20 protein-coding genes are annotated in these 18,916 nt (G+C 73.4%); 8 read left to right on the forward strand and 12 right to left on the reverse strand.

Annotation, left to right across the window (positions count from 1 at the left end):
• Positions 1-32 precede the first annotated feature (32 nt).
• On the reverse strand, positions 33-683 hold the full coding sequence (locus tag JOD48_RS00305; RefSeq protein WP_191791148.1) for a GntR family transcriptional regulator: 651 nt from the start codon (positions 681-683) through the stop codon (positions 33-35).
• A 145-nt stretch (positions 684-828) separates the two neighbouring features.
• Between JOD48_RS00305 and JOD48_RS00310 the strand changes: the two genes are divergently transcribed.
• On the forward strand, positions 829-1,251 hold the full coding sequence (locus tag JOD48_RS00310; protein WP_204806628.1) for a hypothetical protein: 423 nt from the start codon (positions 829-831) through the stop codon (positions 1,249-1,251).
• 110 nt (positions 1,252-1,361) lie between these two features.
• On the opposite strand, the gene JOD48_RS00315 is transcribed toward JOD48_RS00310, so the two are convergent.
• Positions 1,362-3,185, reverse strand: a complete 1,824-nt coding sequence (locus tag JOD48_RS00315) for a cation:proton antiporter (RefSeq protein ID WP_204806629.1) — start codon at positions 3,183-3,185, stop codon at positions 1,362-1,364.
• A 62-nt stretch (positions 3,186-3,247) separates the two neighbouring features.
• The gene (locus tag JOD48_RS00320; protein WP_191791151.1) at positions 3,248-3,865 is read right to left on the reverse strand and encodes a TetR/AcrR family transcriptional regulator; all 618 of its coding nucleotides are present in this window, start codon (positions 3,863-3,865) and stop codon (positions 3,248-3,250) included.
• A 146-nt stretch (positions 3,866-4,011) separates the two neighbouring features.
• Between JOD48_RS00320 and JOD48_RS00325 the strand changes: the two genes are divergently transcribed.
• The 5 genes from JOD48_RS00325 to JOD48_RS20005 all read left to right on the forward strand — a co-directional run bounded on the left by JOD48_RS00325 (position 4,012) and on the right by JOD48_RS20005 (position 9,420).
• Positions 4,012-4,398, forward strand: coding sequence for a DUF1304 domain-containing protein (locus JOD48_RS00325; RefSeq protein WP_191791152.1), 387 nt, complete (start codon positions 4,012-4,014; stop codon positions 4,396-4,398).
• Between the two features lie 51 nt (positions 4,399-4,449).
• On the forward strand, positions 4,450-5,454 hold the full coding sequence (locus JOD48_RS00330) for an NADP-dependent oxidoreductase (RefSeq protein WP_204806632.1): 1,005 nt from the start codon (positions 4,450-4,452) through the stop codon (positions 5,452-5,454).
• 175 nt (positions 5,455-5,629) lie between these two features.
• A complete protein-coding gene (locus tag JOD48_RS00335; RefSeq protein WP_204806635.1) occupies positions 5,630-7,003 on the forward strand; it encodes a sensor histidine kinase in 1,374 nt (457 codons plus the stop codon).
• Entirely contained in the window at positions 7,000-7,653 is a 654-nt protein-coding gene (locus tag JOD48_RS00340; protein WP_191791155.1) for a response regulator transcription factor, read from the forward strand. The genes JOD48_RS00335 and JOD48_RS00340 overlap by 4 nt, the downstream gene beginning before the upstream one ends.
• Positions 7,654-7,812: 159 nt before the next feature.
• Entirely contained in the window at positions 7,813-9,420 is a 1,608-nt protein-coding gene (locus JOD48_RS20005; protein WP_204806636.1) for a SpoIIE family protein phosphatase, read from the forward strand.
• Positions 9,421-9,424: 4 nt separating this feature from the next.
• On the opposite strand, the gene JOD48_RS00350 is transcribed toward JOD48_RS20005, so the two are convergent.
• The 5 genes from JOD48_RS00350 to JOD48_RS00370 form a co-directional block, all read right to left on the reverse strand.
• Positions 9,425-10,123: a response regulator gene (locus JOD48_RS00350; protein WP_239527510.1), complete on the reverse strand. Its 699-nt coding sequence runs from the start codon at positions 10,121-10,123 to the stop codon at positions 9,425-9,427.
• The gene (locus JOD48_RS00355) at positions 10,120-11,364 is read right to left on the reverse strand and encodes a sensor histidine kinase (protein WP_204806638.1); all 1,245 of its coding nucleotides are present in this window, start codon (positions 11,362-11,364) and stop codon (positions 10,120-10,122) included. The genes JOD48_RS00350 and JOD48_RS00355 overlap by 4 nt, the downstream gene beginning before the upstream one ends.
• Before the next feature lie 188 nt (positions 11,365-11,552).
• A complete protein-coding gene (locus JOD48_RS00360) occupies positions 11,553-12,245 on the reverse strand; it encodes an Lsr2 family DNA-binding protein (RefSeq protein WP_204806641.1) in 693 nt (230 codons plus the stop codon).
• Positions 12,246-12,344: 99 nt separating this feature from the next.
• A complete protein-coding gene (locus tag JOD48_RS20010) occupies positions 12,345-13,145 on the reverse strand; it encodes a CPBP family intramembrane glutamic endopeptidase (RefSeq protein ID WP_204806643.1) in 801 nt (266 codons plus the stop codon).
• Complete coding sequence (locus tag JOD48_RS00370; protein WP_204806645.1) at positions 13,142-13,588, reverse strand: hypothetical protein; 447 nt, start codon at positions 13,586-13,588, stop codon at positions 13,142-13,144. The genes JOD48_RS20010 and JOD48_RS00370 overlap by 4 nt, the downstream gene beginning before the upstream one ends.
• A 324-nt stretch (positions 13,589-13,912) precedes the next feature.
• On the opposite strand from JOD48_RS00370, the gene JOD48_RS00375 reads away from it, so the two are divergent.
• On the forward strand, positions 13,913-14,851 hold the full coding sequence (locus JOD48_RS00375) for a pentapeptide repeat-containing protein (RefSeq protein WP_204806647.1): 939 nt from the start codon (positions 13,913-13,915) through the stop codon (positions 14,849-14,851).
• A gap of 99 nt (positions 14,852-14,950) precedes the next feature.
• Here JOD48_RS00375 and JOD48_RS00380 read toward each other — a convergent pair whose 3' ends face one another.
• From JOD48_RS00380 to JOD48_RS00390, 3 genes are read right to left on the reverse strand one after another with little or no spacing between them, the layout of a single operon-like run.
• The gene (locus JOD48_RS00380) at positions 14,951-15,133 is read right to left on the reverse strand and encodes a hypothetical protein (protein WP_191791162.1); all 183 of its coding nucleotides are present in this window, start codon (positions 15,131-15,133) and stop codon (positions 14,951-14,953) included.
• 43 nt (positions 15,134-15,176) lie between these two features.
• On the reverse strand, positions 15,177-16,187 hold the full coding sequence (locus tag JOD48_RS00385; RefSeq protein WP_204806649.1) for a quinone oxidoreductase family protein: 1,011 nt from the start codon (positions 16,185-16,187) through the stop codon (positions 15,177-15,179).
• Between the two features lie 57 nt (positions 16,188-16,244).
• Entirely contained in the window at positions 16,245-17,066 is an 822-nt protein-coding gene (locus JOD48_RS00390) for a mechanosensitive ion channel domain-containing protein (RefSeq protein WP_204806652.1), read from the reverse strand.
• 252 nt (positions 17,067-17,318) lie between these two features.
• On the opposite strand from JOD48_RS00390, the gene JOD48_RS00395 reads away from it, so the two are divergent.
• Entirely contained in the window at positions 17,319-18,122 is an 804-nt protein-coding gene (locus JOD48_RS00395; protein ID WP_191791164.1) for an SCO4651 family lipoprotein, read from the forward strand.
• 158 nt (positions 18,123-18,280) lie between these two features.
• On the opposite strand, the gene arfB is transcribed toward JOD48_RS00395, so the two are convergent.
• Complete coding sequence (gene arfB / locus JOD48_RS00400; protein WP_191791165.1) at positions 18,281-18,718, reverse strand: alternative ribosome rescue aminoacyl-tRNA hydrolase ArfB; 438 nt, start codon at positions 18,716-18,718, stop codon at positions 18,281-18,283.
• Positions 18,719-18,916: the final 198 nt, after the last annotated feature.

Genomic DNA, 18,916 nt, shown 5'->3' on the forward strand with positions numbered 1-18,916 from the left:
AGGGGGCGGCGGTGCCGGGCGGGCGGGGCCCGTCAGCCGTAGTTGCCCCGCTGGACGTGCGCGCGCAGCGCGGCCTCGTAGGCCTGCGCGTCTCCGGCGCGGGCGAGCGTGGCCAGCACGCGGTGGTCGGCGAGGAGCCGCGTGGGCGAGGTCGCGTCGCGACGGACCGCGCGATGGGTCAGGAGCTCGAGGCGTGGGCCCAGCTGTGCGAAGAGGTCTTCGATCACGTCGTTGTCGCCGGCGCGGATGACCCGGGAGTGGAACGCGAAGTCCGCCTGCGAGAAGGCGAGCAGGTCGCCGTCCTGCTCGGCGACCACCTGCTGGGCGACGAGGTCGTCGAGGTCGTGCGCGACGCCGTCGGGCAGGGGATTCCCGTCCAGGGCGCGGATCGCGGACGACTCGAGCATGATCCTGACCGCGAGGAGGTCCGCGACCTCCTTGTCCGCGACCGTGGCGACGATCGCTCCGCGCTTGGGGAACAGCGTGAGGAGGCGGCACGTCTGGAGCTGGAGGAACGCCTCCCGGACGGGGGTGCGGCTGATGCCGAGCTCGTCGGCGACCTCGCCCTCGGTGAGGAGCGCCCCGGGGGCCGTCTCGCCCGTGATGATCGACGCGGACACCGCGGCGAAGGCGCGTTCGACGGCGCTGGGGGCCTGGTCGTCGGACTTCTTGCGAGGCGACATCTTTCGACCATAGCACCTTAGATGCAAGGGGGCACCCGGGGTCGCGCGGCTACGGTCTGGTCACGTTCTGGCGCGCCCGGTCGCCTGTCCCCGGGACCCCGCATAGCCTCGTTCGACCAGCCGCCCCGACCGGATGGAGCTCTCCGTGCAGAAGACCGGGACCGACCCCGACGAGTACCTGACGACCCTTCCCGAACGATTCCGCGACGACGCCGTGCGCCTCGACGCCGAGATCTCGGAGGTGATGGCGGGCCGCTCCCGGGTCCTGTGGGAGGGCGTCTCCTGGGGCGGCACCGACCAGCGGATCATCGGGTACGGCGACCTGCTCCAGGCACGTCCCCGCGGCGGGAGCGTCGAGTGGTTCGCGGTCGGCCTCGCGGTCCAGCAGAACTACCTGAGCGTGTACGTCAACGCCGTCGAGGACGACCAGTACGTCGCCCAGAAGTACGCGCACACCCTCGGTCGCGCCAAGATCGGCAGCTCGAGCGTGAGCTTCAAGGCCCTCGCCGACATCGACCTGGACGCGCTGCTGCACCTCGTGCGCATCGCCCGGGACCAGACGGCGTAGCGCGCGCCCTGCACTCCGGCCGCACCCCGCCGAGAAGTGAGTTGGTGCCCCTGGATCGCCGAATCCAGGGGCACCAACTCACTTCTCGGCACGGGCGGTGCCGCGCGGGGCTACCGCTCTGCCGACGGCGCGTGCATCTCGACGCTGATCTGGCTCGCGTCGAGCACCTTGAGCGTCTCGTCCATGGCCCCCGAGCTGTAGGTGCCGTGGTCGCGCACGTGCAGCAGCTCCTCGCGCTGGGCCGCGAGCACCGCGAGGCGCAGCTCGCGGTACTGCCGGTGCTGCTCGTCGGCCTCGGTCGCCTCGCGGTCCACGAGGTCGTCGTGCGCGATCTCCTGGCGCACGCGCTCGATCGTCCCGGGGGCGTACGGCGTCCCGTCCGGACGGGCGAGGCCTGGCGCGTCGAGCACCTCGGCGGCCACGCGCGAGAGCTCGCCCAGGAGCGCGAGCCGCTCGTCGTTCTCGGTCGAGGTGTCGACCGTCAGGTCGAGGCGTCGCACGACCCACGGCAGCGTGCCGCCCTGGACCAATAGCGTGCCCGCCGCGACGAAGAACGCGATGAGGACGAGCAGCGCGCGGTGCGGGGTGTCGGCCGGGAGGGACTGGGCGGCCGCGAGCGTCACGACGCCGCGCATCCCGGCCCACACGAGCAGCACGCCCTCGCGGCGCCCGAGCGGCTCGGCCGCCAGGTAGTCGATGTCGGCGATGCGGCGCGTGAGGAACGTCTGGACGCGGGCCATGCGGCTCTGGACGCGCGGGTCGTCGAGCGAGGGCGCCTCCCCCGGACCGGCGGGACGCCCAGGGCCGCGGGCCCCGGCGCGGCGCGGCGCGCGGCGTCGCTGCCCGCCCCTGCCCGGTCCGCGGTCCGCGGTCGTGGGCAGCTCGCCGCGGTCGAGCTTGTCGGTCGCGGCCGCGAGCTTCTCGCGCACCTCGGGGTTGCGCCGGTTGGAGCGCTTCATGAGCCACAGCAGCGCCGCGACGAACACCGAGCGCAGCGCGACGACGACGAGCGCGGCCAGGAGCGCGAGCCCCGCAGCCGTCCACAGGCTGCCGTGCTCCGCGCGGACCTCCTCGACGAGCCCGAACACCTCGAGCCCCATGAGCAGGAAGACCCCGCTCTCGAGCAGGAGCTCGACGGTCCGCCAGTTCGCCTTCTCGGCGATGCGGTCCTGCGGGCTCAGGTGCTTGGGGGCGCCGAGGCCCGTGACGATGCCGGCCGTGACGACCGCGACGAGTCCCGAGGCGCCCAGGTGCTCCGAGGGCAGGAACGCGATGAAGGGCACGACGAACGAGATCGCGGTGTTGGAGGTGGCCTCGCGCACGCGCGACCGGAGCCACAGGTTCGCCTTGCCGACGAGGAAGCCGATGACGACGGCGACGACGACCGCGTAGACGAAGTCGCCCGCGACCTGCCCCACGGAGACGGTCGCGGCGGTCGCCGCGATGGCCGAGCGCAGCAGCACCAGGGCAGAGGCGTCGTTGAGCAGGCTCTCGCCCTCGAGCACGGTCACGACGCGCGGCGAGACGCCGGCCTTCTTGACGATCGAGGTCGCGACAGCGTCGGTGGGGCTGATGATCGCGCCGAGCGCGATGCCCGTCGCGAGCCCGATCCCCGGGACGAGCAGGTGGAACAGGAGGCCGAGCACCACGGCGCTGATGACGACGAGCACCACGGACAGGCCGCTGATGGCCTTGAGGTCTCGCCGGAAGTCCATCGCGGGCATGCTGACGGACGCCGAGTAGAGCAGCGGTGGCAGCACGCCCGCGAGGATCCACTCGGGGTCGACCTCGACGGCCGAGACCGCGGGGAGGAACGACACCGCGACGCCCAGGAGCACGAGGATCAGCGGGGCGGCGACCCCGAGGCGTGGCGCGAGGGCGGTCACGCCGACGACCGCCAGGACGCCGGCGATCAGGTAGGGGGCGAACTCCATGGGCTTCTCGTCTCGTTCGGGGAATTACTTCCTATCAGACGAAGCATCTGCGCCCCGCACCGCTACGCGTCGCGCGGAACCCACTCTGCCGCCTGGTCGCGGGCGGCGCGCAGCATCGCGACGGCCTCGTCCTGGTTGACGCGCGCGAGCGCGAGCGCGCTGAGCTGGAGCGAGAGCAGCAGGCGCGCACGCCGCTCGACCGCGTCGTCCGCGAGCGCCGGGTCCGCGGCGCGCAGCGCCCCGGCGAGGGCGTCGCTCAGCTCGGCCCGGTAGGCCTCGACCGCGGCGCGCAGCGCCTCGTCGTGCCCGGCGGCCCCGGTCGCGCACCCCACGAGGAGGCAGCCGAGCCGGGGTGAGTCGGCGGGCAGCTGCCCGACGGCGGAGGCGAGCCGGTCGAAGTACGTCACCACCGCTCGTCCGGCCTCGGGCACGGTGGCACTCCCCTGGCCTGCGGCGACGAGCGGGCGCAGGCGGGGGCGGATCACGGTGTCGAGGTAGTCCTCGACGGCCGCGTCGAACAGCCCTCGCTTGGATCCGAACGCGTGGTAGAGGCTCGACCGGTTGAGCCCGGTGGCGCGCTCGAGGTCCGGGAGGGATGCTCCGTCCAGGCCCTGGTCCCAGAACACGTCCCGGGCCGCCTGGACCACCGTGGTGGTGTCGAACGACTGCGACCTGCCCATGTGGACCGCCTCACTTTCCGCATCTCGTATTGCACCGACCGGTACACAACTGTACCGTCGAATAGTAGACCGACTGGTTCAGAAAGGCGTTCGCGCCGGCAGCGGCGGGCACGAGAGCACGCCCCTCACCCTGGAGGACACCACCCATGACCGCGACAGCACTGGTCTTCGCCGGCCTCGCCGCACTGATCCACGTCTACATCTTCGTGCTCGAGTCGGTGTCCTGGACCTCACCACGGACCCGCGCCACGTTCGGGACCACCGAGCAGGAGGCACGCGCCACCAAGGAGCTCGCGTTCAACCAGGGCTTCTACAACCTGTTCCTCGCGGCCATCACCGTGATCGGCATCGTGCTGGTCACGAGCGAGCACACCGGGATCGGCGCCGCGCTCGTCCTGAGCGCGACCGGCTCGATGGTCCTCGCCGGGCTCGTGCTGATCGTCTCGTCGCCCGCCAAGGCCCGCGCCGCGCTCGTCCAGGCCGTCCCGCCCGCGATCGCGGTCGTGCTGCTCGTGATCACCCTCGTGTCCTGACGGCCACCAAGCCACCCCCCGCAGAACCCCTACCGAAGGAAACCCCGACGCATGACCTCCTCCACGCAGATCCAGCTCGTCGCCCGCCCCACCGGCTGGCCCACGCACGACGACTTCCGCACCGTCCAGGTCGAGCTCGGTGAGCTCGCCCCCGGCCAGGTACGCGTCCGGAACGAGTTCGTGTCCGTCGACCCGTACATGCGCGGACGCATGAACGACGTGAAGTCCTACACCCCGCCCTACGTGCTGGGCGAGACCATGACGGGCGGCGCGGTCGGGCGCGTCGAGGCCTCGACGGCCGAGGGCTTCGCCGTCGGCGACGTCGTGCTGCACCAGCTCGGGTGGCGCGACGTGGCCCAGGGCGAGGCGGCCGCGTTCCGCGTGGTCCCCGAGATCCCGGGCGTGCCGCTGTCCGCCTACCTGGGGATCCTGGGCATGACGGGGCTCACCGCGTACGTCGGGCTGCTCGAGATCGCGGGCCTGCGCGAGGGTGACACCGTGTTCATCTCGGGCGCTGCGGGGGCCGTGGGCACCGCCGCGGGGCAGATCGCGCGCCTCAAGGGCGCGGGGCGCGTCGTCGGATCGGCGGGGACCCCCGAGAAGGTCGCGCTCCTGACCGAGCGCTACGGCTACGACGCGGCCTTCAGCTACAAGGACGGGCCGGTCGCCGACCAGCTCGCCGTCGCCGCACCCGACGGGATCGACCTGTACTTCGACAACGTCGGCGGCGAGCACCTCGAGGCCGCGCTGGGCGCGTTCAACGACTTCGGCCGCGCGGCCCTGTGCGGCGCGATCTCGCAGTACAACGAGACCGAGCCTGCGGTGGGCCCGCGGAACATGGGCAACATGGTGACGCGCAGCCTCATGCTCCGCGGCTTCACGATCGGCAACCACCTCGAGCACTTCCCCGCGTTCTCGCGCGACATGGGCGCGTGGCTCCAGGCCGGCGAGGTCGTGTTCGACGAGACCGTGGTCGACGGGATCGAGAAGTCCGTCGACGCGTTCCTCGACCTCATGCGCGGCGCGAACACCGGGAAGATGGTCGTGCGCGTCTGACGTTCGTCGGAGCCCGGCCAAGAAGTGAGTAGATGCCCCTGGATCGCCGGATCCGGGGGCATCTACTCACTTCTCGGCATTCGATGCCTCCGCGAGCGCCTCCCCCGCAGGAGGGAGGCACGGTCCGTCGCGCGCCGGTGCCGCGCCACGGACCGGACCCGCAACAATCGTCGACATGGTCACCGCCGCCCCTCCGACCGAGCCCATCGCCCTACCGCCGACCGCCGGGGTCGTCGTCCCCGGCCGCTCCGACCGGACCGGAGCCTGGCGTCCCTGGGCCTTCCCCGGGGTGCTCGCCCTGCTCGTGGGGCTGTTCGCGACGATCACCCCCTTCATGCCTCTCCTCGGGTCCCCCCTGGGGCTGTGGGGGGACAGCCTCGCGTCCCTGTCGCTGATCACACCGGTCCTCCAGGTGGGCAGTCTGAGCGCGACCGTCGGCGTTCTCCTCTCGCGTCGTTCCCGTGCCCTCGCCTGTGTGCTGGCGGGCTGGCCCTTCCTCCTGACTCCGCTGGTCGCGACCTTCGTCTGGGCCTGGTGGCTCGCGCTGCTCGCGATCGCCGTGGTCTGCGCGTACGACGGGTGGCGACGGGCGGTCGTACCGTTCGTCCTCGCCGTGGGAATCGCCGCGGGGTACTGCGTCACGGGCATCTACGCGCTGCTGCCCGTGGGCCCGGTGACCCCGGGCAGGGACGCGTGGATCACCTTCGTCCTCTACGTCGTCTACTCGGTCGCCGTGCTGGCCACGAGCGCGGCGGTCGGCGCGAGCCGCCGCGCACGGGCGCGCACGGCCGCCGCAGCTCGCGCCTCCGACCAGGCCTTCGCGGTCGAGACCGTCGCCGTCGAGCGGGCCCGGATCGCGCACGACCTGCACGACGTCGTCGCGCACCACATCTCGCTCGTCGCCGTCCGCGCGGAGTCGGCACCGTACGTGCACCCGTCGATCGACGCCGAGTCCCGGGTCGTGCTCGCGGAGATCGCCGACGACGCCCGGCACGCGCTGGGAGAGCTGCGTCAGGTGCTCGCGGTGCTGCAGCGCACCGAGGGCGCCGACCGGGCGCCGCAGCCCGGGGCAGGTGACGTCGTGGCGCTCGTGGACGCGGCCCGCTCGGCCGGGCAGCAGGTGACGGTCGTGGGAGACGTGCCCGACCTCCCGCCGACCCAGGGGCTCGTGCTCTACCGCGCGGTCCAGGAGTCGCTGACGAACGCGCGCCGCCATGCCCCGGGCCAGCCGGTGACGCTCGCCCTCGGGACGGGAGCGGCGTCGTCGGGCACGGTCGTGACCGCGCGCCTCTCCAACCTCCTGGTCCCCCGCACCTCCCCCGCCGCCCCGGGGCGGGGGCTGCTCGGGATGCGCGAGCGCGTCGAGTCGATCGGCGGCTCGCTCACGGGGGGCGAGCAGGACGGCGTGTTCGTCGTCGACCTCACGCTCCCGGTCGGCGAGCCGGAACCGGCCACGGCACCGGAGCGCACGGAGACCTTCCGGTACGGCTCCACGGGCGACGACCTGGCCGCCCCGCTTCCCGACGCCGTGGACGGGACCGACGCGTGACCCGCGTCGTGGTCGCCGACGACCAGCCCGTGGTCCGGTACGGCTTCGCCGCGATCCTCGACGCGGCCGACGACATCGACGTCGTCGGGTCGGCGGGGAACGGGGCCGAGCTGCTCGACGTCGTCGCCGCCCACCGGCCCGACGTCGCGGTCGTGGACGTGCGCATGCCCGTCATGGACGGGATCACCGCGACGGCCGAGATCTGCGCACGCCACCCGGGCACGAGCGTCCTGATCCTCACGACGTTCGACCTCGACGAGTACGTGTTCGACGCGCTCCAGGCCGGGGCCTCGGGCTTCCTGCTCAAGGACACCCCGGCACCCCGGCTGGTCGAGGGTGTGCGTCTCGTCGCGGACGGCTCGATGCTCCTGGGCCCGACGATCACACGCCGCCTGGTCGGCGACTTCGCGCAGCGCACGACCCGGGCCGCCCCGGGGATCGAGAACCTCACGGGCCGCGAGCGCGAGGTGCTGCTCACGGTCGCCCGGGGGTTGTCGAACGCCGAGATCGGGGCCGAGCTGTTCATCACCGAGCAGACCGTGAAGTCGCACGTGTCGGAGGTGCTGCGCAAGCTCGGGTGCCGCGACCGCGTCCAGCTCGTGATCGCGGCCTACGAGTCGGGGCTCGTCGGCGTGCCGGAACGCGGGTGACGCCGGGGGCGTCGGCGACGCCGGGTGCGCAGCTCGGGTCGTCCACCGGGCAGGTCTGACGACCCGGACTGCGCACTCGGCGCAGTCAGCGCCCTGAGCGGGACCGGTGTGCACTGCACAGGATGCACGGCGCGCTGCCGGAACCTCCTATCATGAGTCGTGAGTTCCGACTGGTTCGACCTGGCTACCCAGGGCACCGAGAGCGGTGAGCTGGCCCGGTCGATCGACTGGTCCGCCACCCCGCTCGGCTCCCCCGACACCTGGCCCAAGACGCTGCGCGCCGCCGTGCGCCTGTGCTTCAGCACGCGCTTCCCCATCTTCATCGCCTGGGGTCCCGACCTCACCATGATCTACAACGACGGCTACCGGCCCATGCTCGGGCAGGACAAGCACCCGGGCGCGATGGGTGCCCCGGCAGGCGAGGTGTGGGCCGAGATCTGGGACGACATCGAGCCGTTGTTCGCCTCCGTCCTGGAGACCGGCGTGCCCACCTGGTCCGAGGACCAGGCCTTGATCATGAACCGCTCGGGCTTCGACGAGGAGACGGCCTTCACCTTCTCGTACAGCCCCCTGCGGGACGAGGACGGGACGATCTGCGGGGTCATGGACGTCGCGACCGAGACCACGGGCCACGTGGTCGACGCTCGACGACTCCAGACGCTCGGCACCCTGACCGCGACCCTGCAGCGCCTCCAGGGCGACGTCGACGAGCTCGCCGCCGCGACCGTCGGGGTGCTCGGGCGCAGCGTCGACGTCACCCGCGCGGACCTCTACCTCGACACCTCGGCCGGTCTCGTGGCGTTCGCGTCGACACACGAGCGCCACGACGAGTCGGTCCCGTCGCAGGTCCTGCGCGAGGTCGCCGACGAGCGACGGCTCGAGCAGGTCGGTACGGCGCTCGTCGCCCCCCTCGCGGCGAGCCGCGACCGGTCCGTCGCGGGCGTGATCGTCCTCGAGGGGAACCCGCTCCGCCCCGACGACGAGGACCAGCGCTCGTTCCTGCAGCTCGTGGCCTCCGCGGTCGGCACCGCGCTGAGCAGCACGCTCACCCAGATCCGGCAGGTCGACGAGCTGCGCAACGTCGCGAACGCCCTCCAGGACGCGATGCTGCCCGACGACCCGACGGCCCCGGGGTGGCACACCCGCTACCGCCCGGCTGACGACAGCCTCCTCATCGGCGGCGACTGGTACGACGTCGTGGACCTGTCCGGTGGGCGGTTCGGCCTGGTCGTGGGCGACTGTGTGGGCAAGGGCCTGCGCGCCGCGGCCGTCATGGGTCAGCTCCGCAGCGCGAGCCGCGCCCTGCTCCTGGAGAACCTGGGCCCCGCGGCCACGCTCGAGGGCCTCGACCGCTTCGCGCGGACGCTGCCCGGTGCCGAGCTCGCGACGGTCCTGTGCGCGATCGTCGACGAGAACGCCCGCACCCTGACGTACTCGGCCGCTGGTCACCTGCCGCCGCTCGTGGTCAACAAGGCCGAGACGTGCTGGCTCAACGAGGGTCGGGGCACGCCGCTGGCCCTCAGCACCGCACCACGCCCCGAGGCGACCGCCGCGCTCGACAGCGGCGACGCCGTCGTGCTGTACACCGACGGGCTCGTCGAGCGCCGCGGCGAGCACCTCTCGGAGGGCCTGCGCCGCCTCGCCCACGCGGCCCTCGCGATCCGCGAGGAGCACCCCGCGTCCGACCTGCCCGACGCGCTGCTCGCCGAGCTCCTCGCCGACGGCGCCCGGGACGACGTCGCACTGCTGCTCTACGAGGTGCCCTGACCCGCTAGGCGAGCCCCGCGTCGTGCACGCAGATCGCGACCTGCACACGGTTGTCGGCCCCGAGCTTGTCGAGCACCCGCCCCACGTGGGTCTTGACCGTCGCGATGCTCAGGAACAGGCTCGCCGCGATGTCCGCGTTGGACAGCCCCGTCCCGATCGCGAGCGCGACCTCGAGCTCGCGCTCGGTCAGCCGCGCGAGGCGCACCTTCGCGGCGGCCTCCCGGTCGTCGACGGGCTGACGCGCGACGGCCGTGATGAGCTGCTGCGTCACGGACGGGGACAGCATCGACCGCCCCTGCGCGACGAGCCGGACCGCCGCGACGAGCTCGGCCGGCGGCGTGTCCTTGAGCAGGAAGCCCGCCGCGCCCAGCCGCAGCGCGGTCAGCACCATGTCGTCGGCGTCGAACGTCGTCAGGACGATGACCTTGAGCGCAGGGTCGGCGGCGCGCGCGATCTCCAGGGCAGCGAGCCCGTCGCGACGCGGCATGCGGATGTCCATGAGGACGACGTCGGGCCGGGTACGCGCGATCTCGGCGACCGCGGCGATCCCGTCGGAGGCCTCGCCCACGATCTCGATCGCCCGGTCGCCGCCCAGGATGAGGCGCAGTCCCGCGCGGACCAGCGTGTCGTCGTCGACCAGGACGACGCGCAGGGGTGCGTTCGCCGGCGCGGTCTCGGGCACGGCAGGCGCCAGGGGGGTCAGGTCCACGGGAGCCACGCTCTCACGACGAAGCGCCCCGCCCCGTCGGGCCGTGCGGTCAGCTCGCCGCCGGTGAGCCGCGCGCGCTCGGCGAGCCCCGTCAGCCCCAGGCCCGACGACGGCGCACCGGACGGGCGCGGCTCGTCGCCGGCGTCGGGCACGCGGACCGCGACGAGCGGGTTGGTGACCCGCACCGTGAGCCCCTCCCCCGGGGCGCCGTCGATCTCGACGCGGACCGCCTCGCCCGGCGCGTGCTTGCGAGCGTTCGTGAGGGACTCCTGGAGGATGCGGTACGCGCTCCGGCTCACCTGGTCGCCCAGCCCGGCGAGATGCTCGGCCGTGTCCGGGGAGACCTCGCACGTGACCGGGTCGGAGCCGTCCGGGCCCTGCACCTCGGCCAGCAGGTCGGGCAGGGCGACGAGCGTCGGCTGCGGGCGCTCGGGGGTCCCGCCCGGGACGTCGGTCTCGCGCAGGACGCCGAGGACCTCCCGCAGCTCGGTCATCGCGAGGTGCGCGTTGTCGCGGATCACGCCCGCGGCCGCCGCGGACTCCTCGGGCGTGAGGTCCGTGCGGTACGCGAGCGCGCCCGAGTGCATCGCGACGAGCGAGATGCGGTGCGCCAGGACGTCGTGCATCTCGCGCGCGATCCGGGTGCGCTCGGTCGAGCGCGCCTGGTCGACACGCGCGGCCTGCTCACGCTCGGCCGTCACGGCCCGCACGCGCCAGGACTCCGCGAGGTCGCGGCGGTTCCCGATCGAGACACCGATCGCGACGAGCAGGGCGTACACGAGCGCCCCGACGACGACCCACACCCACCAGGGCGTCTGCGCCCACTCGGGGATCAGCGAGCGGAAGAGCGCCTCGTTCCCCAGGCTGGACGCCATGCAGACGAGCCCGACGCCCGCGATCTCGCGCCACCGTCGACGGGTCGCGAGCGAGATCAGCGCGATCACGACGGCCCCCGCACCGAAGGTCGTGAAGCCGCCGACCGCCCCCATGAGGAGCGCCACGGTGAGCGGTGCCGCACGGACCGCCGGGAGGAGGACCAGCGCCACGACGCCGAGGAGGAGGTCGAGCAGGAAGATCGTGGCCCACTGCTCCAAGGTCGCCCCCTGAGGGTCCTCCGCGGTCAGGAGCGCGTTGGCGAGGTACAGCAGGGCGCCGAACCCGAACGCGGCCGCCAGCCGCCAGGACATGTCGAAGGCCGAGTAGGGCACGTAGCGGATCGGCGGAGCGGGAGGCATGTGGCGAGACTATGCGCGCGGGCGGGCGGTACACATCGCCAGTCGGGACGACCCGGGGTCACCCCAAAGGATCAGGTCGTCGTCCCGTCGCCGGCTGCCGCGGGCACGACGACGGCGGCGCACCCGGGATCGAGCCCGGGTGCGCCGCCGTCGCGGGCCGGTCCGTGGACCGACGGGTGATGCTGGGGTCAGTCCGCTGCGGGGGTCTCGCCGTTCGCCGCGCGGTACGCGGTGAGGACGGCCTTGGGCAGGCGGCCCTTGGGGCTCACCGTGTGCCCGTTCGCGAGCGCCCAGGTGCGGATCTCGGCGGTCGTCTCGCCCGGCAGGAGATAGCCGGTGCTCTTCGGGGCCGCGGGGGCCAGGGAGGCTGCGGGCTCGACGACGGGCGCCTCCTCGACGACGACCGACTCGACGACCTCGACCGTGACGGCTCCGGTCTCGACGACCTCGACCTCCTCGGGCGCCTCCACGACCTCGACCGCTGCGACCACCACGGTCTCGGTCCCGGTCTCGGTCCCGGTCTCCGTCTCCGTCTCGATCTCGACGGGCTCGGTGACCTCGGCGACCTCGACCGTCTCGACTACCTCGGTGACCTCGGTGACCTCGGCCGTCTCTGCGGCTGCGACCGGCTCCCGTTCGACGACGGCCGGCGCTTCGACCTTCGGCGCGGTCTCCGGCTCCAGCACGGCGATGGCGACCGGCGTCGTCGCAGGCTCGACCGCTGCGGCAGGCGCGGTCGGCGCCGTCGTGCGGGCGGGCGCCTGCTCAGGAGCGGTGTCGGCGGCGGTCCCCTGGGTGGCGTCGAACAGGGACGCGACGCTCACCACCGGCGCGGCCTCCGCCTTCTTCCGACGACCCTTGAACCAGCTCAGCAAACCCATGACGACCTCTCGGCGAACGATGCGCACACCGGTCGACGTGCGCGCGGCAACTCTTTCACATCTCGGACAACCGCCGGTAGGACGCCCACGGCCCACCGGTCAGCGGGACGACCGCCGCCACGTGAGGGCGGAGCGTATGCACCTGACGACGCCGAGGGCCAGGGTCGCGACGGCGAGGAGCACCACGACCTTGCCCGCAGGGCCGAACGCCGAGTTCGCGACCACGACGTCGTACAGCACATGGGCGGCCACGAACGGCCAGACGTCGCGGTGGCGCGAGTACAGCAGCCAGAAGAGCACGGACCAGACGAGCACCAGGGTCACGGTCATCGGGACGCCGTAGTAGAGGTGGAAGAGGCCTCGGAGCACGACGATCACGGCGACCTGTACCCACCCCGGCGCCCGCAGCCGCGTGAGGACCGCGACCGGGACGGCCAGGATCAGGATCTCCTCGGCCACGCCCGCGTGCAGCGCGTAGAGCAGGACCATGAGCGCCCCGGGGCGCTCACCCCCACCGGACCCCGCCTGCTCCAGGACCGGTGCGAAGGACGCGGCCTGGAACGCGACCCACAGGAACAGGTACGCCACGGCGAAGAGCCCGAGCCTGTCCCACCAGCCCGACCGCTCACGACGGACGAGCCCCAGGTCCACGCGGTCCACGCCACCCCGAGCGGCCAGCACGACCGCCAGCGCGATGGCCACGAGCGCGGTGCCCCACAGGATCGCCATGGCACCGGCGTCGGGCGACCCGGACGACGCCGTGCCGGACAGGATCTGCACGGCCCCGTACACGTAGAGCCCGAACGCGACCACGTACGGGACGACGATCGTCGTCGCGCCCCACAGGACCGACGTCGGCCGGGACCAGGGCAGCGCTACGTCGGTCGACGACCGGCTCACTTCTCGAACGTCCCGTCCGCCGGCATCGTCACGTCGCACGTCACGGGAGCGCCCGGCACGGTCGAGGTGGCCTCGACGAGCACGGCCTCGTTGGTGCGCCCCACGTCCTTGAGGACGCGGCACGACACGATGCCCTCCCCGGCGGGGGTCGCCTCGATCCGCGCCGGCTGTCCGGCGGCCACGACGGCCTCGGTCGTGAAGGGCGACCCGACGGGACCGGGCGCGCTCTGCTCGACCGACGTCCCCGTGCGGTCGCCCGCGGGTGCCTGCGTCCAGACGACCGACTCGACCCCCGTGTCCGACGTGACCTCGTACGTGAGGAAGTACGAGTCGATCGGCCGGTCGATGATCGCCGTGCGCAACGCCAGGAAGCCCACCACGAGCAGGGCGATGCCCAGGATCGAACTGACGACGACGAGGACTGGACCGACCTTGCTCTGCACAGCACGCTCCGAAGGATCTGCGGCCGAGGCGTGGTGCGCCGGGGCCGACGGGGACGGTCGCCGGGTGCAGCGCCGTCGGGCACACCGTGGCACCTCCGGTCCGCAGGACGGGAGGCGGGTGGTGCGCTGCTCCCACGCTAGGCGCGCGGACCGCGGCGCACATCGACCCTGCGGGCGAGGTCCGGGCGAGGGCTCCCGGCGGGCTCGTCGGCCCTGCGGCGTACCCGCGTCACCCGCAGGGCGACAACCGGACACCCGGAACTCGCTCGACTCCCGAGCGGCAGCGCGATGTACTGGAGACCCGCCCGCACCACCAGGAGTCCCATGCCGTCGCCGAGTCCCTCCACCGATCGTGAGCGCCTCGGCCTGCACGCCGACTGCGCGAGCTGCTTCGGCCTGTGCTGCGTCGCGCTCGCGTTCACGCGCTCGTCGGACTTCCCGATCGACAAGGACGTGGGCGAGCCCTGCCGCAACCTGCGGCCGGACCACCGGTGCGGCATCCACCCCGAGCTCCGCGCGCGCGGGTTCGCGGGGTGCACGGTCTACGACTGCTTCGGTGCGGGCCAGAAGATCTCCCGGGTCACGTTCGCCGGGCAGGACTGGCGCGAGCACCCCGAGGTGCGGACGTCGATGTTCGCGCTGCTGCCCGTGCTGCGCCACGTCCACGAGCTGCTGTGGTACCTCACCGAGGCCGTGGCGCTGACCGCCGGCCACGACCCCGCGCTGACCACAGACCTGCGCGCTGCCCTGGACCGGGTCGAACGCCTCTCCCTCGGCACTCCGGACGACCTCCTCGCCCTGCACCTCGACGCGCTGCGGGGCAGCGTCAACCCGCTCCTGCTGCGGGCGAGCGAGGGAGCGCGCGCACGCTCGGCGCACCAGCCGCGCGGCCGTCGCGCCGACCACCGGGGCGCGGACCTCGTCGGCCGGCGCCTGGCCGGGACGGACCTGCGCGGCGCGAGCCTGCGCGGTGCCCTGCTCGTCGGCGCCGACCTGCAGGGGGCTGACCTGCGCTGCGCCGACCTCGTCGGGGCCGACCTGCGCGGCACCGACCTGCGCGGCGCGGACCTCACCGACGCGCTGTTCCTCACCCAGGCCCAGGTCGCTGCGGCCCGTGGGGACGCCGCGACGCGCCTGCCCACCGGGCTCGACCGCCCCGAGCACTGGGCCGCCGCGCCGGCGGGCACCGCCCCGGCGCCGCAACGGCACGGTCGGCACCCCCGCGGTGACCACCCGCGCAGGTCGGGGCGCCCCCGGCGGTGAGCGACGCCGTCGGGCACCCGCAGCGCCGACCTTGCGGCGTCCGGCAGGAACCACGGCCCACGACCGAGGGGCGGCCCCGACGGGACCGCCCCTCGCCGCTCACTTGTCGTTGAGCTTCTTGGCCTGCTCGGCCACCGTGTCGACGTGCTTGTCGACCGAGTCCGACGTGCGGCCCTTGACCAGGTCCGCGACCTGGTCGATGCGCTCGTCCGTCAGCGCCTCCTTGGCCTTCGCGACGATGCCGCCCAGGCCACCCAGTGCGCCACCCTTCGACTCGCTCATGTCCTCGTCCTTCCGTCGGTTCCCGGGACCGGGCGGTACCGGGTCAGTGCGTATCCTGCCCCGGCCCGGCCGCTCGCTGCGCACCCAGGAGCGGGTGAAGCGTCACGGCAACGAGCACGATCCGCGTGCCCGACGCCGTCCGGGCGCCCCAGGCCGCCTCGACGTCGCGCAGCGGGGTCGGCACGACGTCGACCTCGGGCCGGACCTGCGGCAGCAGAGCCGCGAGCTCACGGACGGCGGCGACCATCCCCGCAGGCGGCACGGACCCCTGACCGCTGCCGCTGACCTGCACGTTCGTCTTCCGGAGCGTCGCCGCGGGCAACGTGATGGTCGGCCCCGCGGTCGCACCGACGTGGACCCATCGCAGCAGGTGTGCAGGGTCCGTCCGCGCCCCCGTCACGGCTGCGAGCGCCCCCTCGGTCGGCGCTCCCCACACGTAGTCGACCACGACGTCGACGTCCGCGGCCTCGCGGGCGAGACGCTCGGCCGCGTCGTCGGCCGTGAGCGGCACGACCGCGTCCGCCCCGAGGCGCCTGACGACCTCGAGCGAGGCGGGGTCGCGCCCGGCCCCGACGACGCGGCTCGCGCCCAGGTGACGGGCGAGCTGGACCGCGAGGCGCCCGGCGCTGCCCGTCGCCCCCAGGACCAGGACGCTCTCGCCCGACCGCACGTCGGCGCGGCGCCGCAGGGCGAGCCACGCCGACATCGCCGGGTTCATCGCGGCGGCGAACGTCACGTCGTCGAGCCCCTCGGGCAGGTCCACGAGGTGGTCCTCGGGCACCGCGACGAGTTCGGCCATGCTCCCGCGCGGGGCGTGGAGGCCGGCGAAGAACACGCGCCGCCCGTCCTCGGTGCGGCCCACGCCGTCGAAGCCCGGGACGAGCGGCAGCACGCCGTCGCTCGTGTAGTGCGTGCCCGCGGCGCCCGACCGGACGCGCGGGTGCAGACCCGCGGCCAGGACGTGTACGAGGACCTCGCCCGGGCCGGGCACGGGGTCGGGGATCTCGGCGTAGCGGGGCGGCTGGTCGAACGACGTGACGAGGGCTGCGTGCACGGGACTACCTCTCTGCGGACGAGCCACGAGGCCCGGCTCGGACGGGGCGGGGGCGGGTCACACGGGTGAGGGCGGGACGAACGGCTGCGCGGGGATCTCGCCCGTGACGACCCACTCGCCGTGGCGGTCGCGCAGCGCCTCTCCCACGGCAGCGACCACGGCCGAGGTCGCGTGCGGCTCGTTCTTGGGCGCGTGCCAGAAGCGGACGTGGACTGTCGTGCGGGTCGGCTCGGCCGCGATCGTGAGGGCGTCGGGGGCGGGATGCCTGTGGACGCCGTGCGCGCCCACGACCGCAGGAAGGACGGTGGTCGCGATCTCGCCGGGGCGCGCGTCCTCGAGACGGACCTCGACCGTGGAACGGCGGGCGCCGTGCACCGAGTGGTTGACCAGCGGGGCGCCCAGTACGGCCGCGTTGGGCAGGTGCACCTCGCGCCCGTCGACCGTCGCGATGACGACCGAACGGCCGTTGAGCTCCTTGACGACGCCCGTCCAGTCCAGCGACTCGATCTCGTCGCCCAGCCGCACGGGTGTCCTGGTCTGGAGGATGATCGCGGCCCCGAAGTTGTCCGCGATGCCGCGCAGGGCCAGGACGGCGACGATCACGACGACGATCACGGCGCCGAGGATCGGTTCGGTGCGGAAGCCCAGGAACGCGAGGGCCAGCCCGATCCCCACGAGCAGCACGGCGTAGTGGACCACCCGTTCCGCGACCGCGAGGACCTGGGGCGACAGGCCCTTGGTACGCGCACCCAGGGCGCGCACGCCCCGGCGCGCGAGGCGGGACAGGAGCCACGCACCGAGCACCGCGAGCAGCGCGAGGACTACGTCCCAGCCCGAGACGTCGCTGTCGGCGAACCAGCTGCTCACGGTGTCGACCACGCGCGTCCTCCTCGTCCTCGGGACCGTGCTCGCGCGCGGTGCGGCCTGCCCGACGGCGGCCCCCGCCAGGTCGATGCTCGCACCGTGGGACGGGGTCGGCATCCGGTGCCGGCGGCTCAGGGCCCCATCCCCCGGCAGACATCACCCACCATGGGGAGCGCTCCCCATTGCGGTGGGCCCCCTCCACCCCCCAGAGTTGACCTCGTGGTCCACGCCACCATTCACCCCACCACCCTTGAGGGAGCTTTCTTCGTGCGTCTCGTCCGCGGTATCGCCGTCCTGTCCGTCGCGTCCGTCGGGGTCCTCGGCCTCGCCGCCTGCTCGTCGGGAACCGACGCCCCCGCGTCCTCCTCGTCCGCGACGCCCGAGGGGGAGAAGGCTCCCGCGAAGGACTCGTCGTCGGACCTCACCGCCGAGAACTTCGTGCAGCGCATCACCGACGCGCAGCTCGCGGCGGGCAGCGTGACCATGGCGACCTCGACCGCTGTCGAGGGCACCACCATGGACATGACCGGCGACATCGTCTTCACGGACGGCTCGCAGAACCTCGCCATGACCATGACGGTCCCGGGCTCGGGCGAGATGCAGATCCGCTTCGTCGACGGCGTCTTCTACATGAACATGGGCGAGCTCAGCCAGAACAAGTTCGTCGCGATCGACCCCGCCGACGAGACCAACCCCATGGCGTCCTCGTTCGAGGGCCTCACCGAGCAGATGGACCCGACGGCGAGCGTCGAGGCGCTCGACGGCGCGATCAAGAGCGTCGAGAAGGACGGCGAGCCCGTCGACGTCGACGGCGTCAAGGCCCAGCCCTACACGGTCGTGGTCGACACCACGAAGCTCACGGGCTCGATCGCGGAGCAGGCCGACGCCGCAGGTGCCGCCCTCCCCGAGACGCTGACGTACCAGTACTGGATCGACGGTGACGACCTCATGCGCAAGGTCGTCGTGGACCTCATGGGGACGAGCATGGAGATGACGTTCTCCAACTGGGGCGAGGACCTGCAGGTCGTGGCCCCGTCGGCCGAGGAGATCACGACCGAGCCGCTCTTCTGATCCACAGCTCCCCGGGGCTCTGAGCCCGACGAACGACGGCGGCGTGCCGGTCCACGGACCGGTGCGCCGCCGTCGTGCTGTCCCGGCCGCCGGACGAACCGTGAGGCGGGCGCGCCGGTGCGCGCCGCCGTCGGGCGCCGTCGGTCCGTCGGGTGCCGTCAGTCCGTGGGGCGGCGGCGCATCTGCTTGGTCGTGGTCCGCTGCTTCTTCGCCGCGAGGCGACGTTCCTGCGAGCCGCGCGTGGGGCGGGTCGCCCGGCGCTGCCGCGCCGGCGGAGCGAGGCCCTCGGCGACGAGCACCGCGAGGCGCGTCCGCGCGGCGGCCCGGTTGCGGAGCTGCTCGCGGTTCTCGCTCGCCGTCACGGTGAGCACCCCGGCGACGAGCCTCTTGTCGAGGCGGGCGAGGAGGCGCGCGCGCTGGGAGTCGGACAGGACGGCCGACGCCTCGACGTCCCACGACAGCTCGACGCGCGAGTCCGTGGTGTTGACACCCTGCCCGCCCGGGCCCGAGGAACGCGAGAACCGCCAGGCGAGCTCGCCCTCGGGGATCGTCAGGGCCGGGCTGACTGCGAGGCCTCGGTGCGGGACGGTGGTCATCCGACCATCATCGCGCGTCGGCGAGGGGCGGCGGACGGTCGAGCGGCGTGAGCGCCCCCTCCGCGCGGATTCTGGTACGCACGTCTAACTCTGTGACCGGTATCACCGGAATATGACGTCATGTCCGCGCACCGGTGATGTCTCCCCCGGAGTGCCCGGACCGGCCGGGCGCGCCGCGGCACCGCCGCGCGACGAGAG

Origin of the sequence: Oerskovia paurometabola (assembly GCF_016907365.1) — a bacterium.
GTDB classification, from domain to species: domain Bacteria; phylum Actinomycetota; class Actinomycetes; order Actinomycetales; family Cellulomonadaceae; genus Oerskovia; species Oerskovia paurometabola.

Coding starts and splice junctions, on each gene's coding strand:
- JOD48_RS00330 (WP_204806632.1), top strand. CDS start 4,450: ATGACCTCCTCCACGCAGATCCAGCTCGTCGCCCGCCCCACCGGCTGG.
- JOD48_RS00360 (WP_204806641.1), bottom strand. CDS start 12,245: ATGGGTTTGCTGAGCTGGTTCAAGGGTCGTCGGAAGAAGGCGGAGGCC.
- JOD48_RS00315 (WP_204806629.1), bottom strand. CDS start 3,185: ATGGAGTTCGCCCCCTACCTGATCGCCGGCGTCCTGGCGGTCGTCGGC.
- JOD48_RS00375 (WP_204806647.1), top strand. CDS start 13,913: ATGCCGTCGCCGAGTCCCTCCACCGATCGTGAGCGCCTCGGCCTGCAC.
- arfB (WP_191791165.1), bottom strand. CDS start 18,718: ATGACCACCGTCCCGCACCGAGGCCTCGCAGTCAGCCCGGCCCTGACG.
- JOD48_RS00305 (WP_191791148.1), bottom strand. CDS start 683: ATGTCGCCTCGCAAGAAGTCCGACGACCAGGCCCCCAGCGCCGTCGAA.
- JOD48_RS00335 (WP_204806635.1), top strand. CDS start 5,630: ATGGTCACCGCCGCCCCTCCGACCGAGCCCATCGCCCTACCGCCGACC.
- JOD48_RS00320 (WP_191791151.1), bottom strand. CDS start 3,865: ATGGGCAGGTCGCAGTCGTTCGACACCACCACGGTGGTCCAGGCGGCC.
- JOD48_RS00355 (WP_204806638.1), bottom strand. CDS start 11,364: ATGCCTCCCGCTCCGCCGATCCGCTACGTGCCCTACTCGGCCTTCGAC.
- JOD48_RS00325 (WP_191791152.1), top strand. CDS start 4,012: ATGACCGCGACAGCACTGGTCTTCGCCGGCCTCGCCGCACTGATCCAC.
- JOD48_RS00380 (WP_191791162.1), bottom strand. CDS start 15,133: ATGAGCGAGTCGAAGGGTGGCGCACTGGGTGGCCTGGGCGGCATCGTC.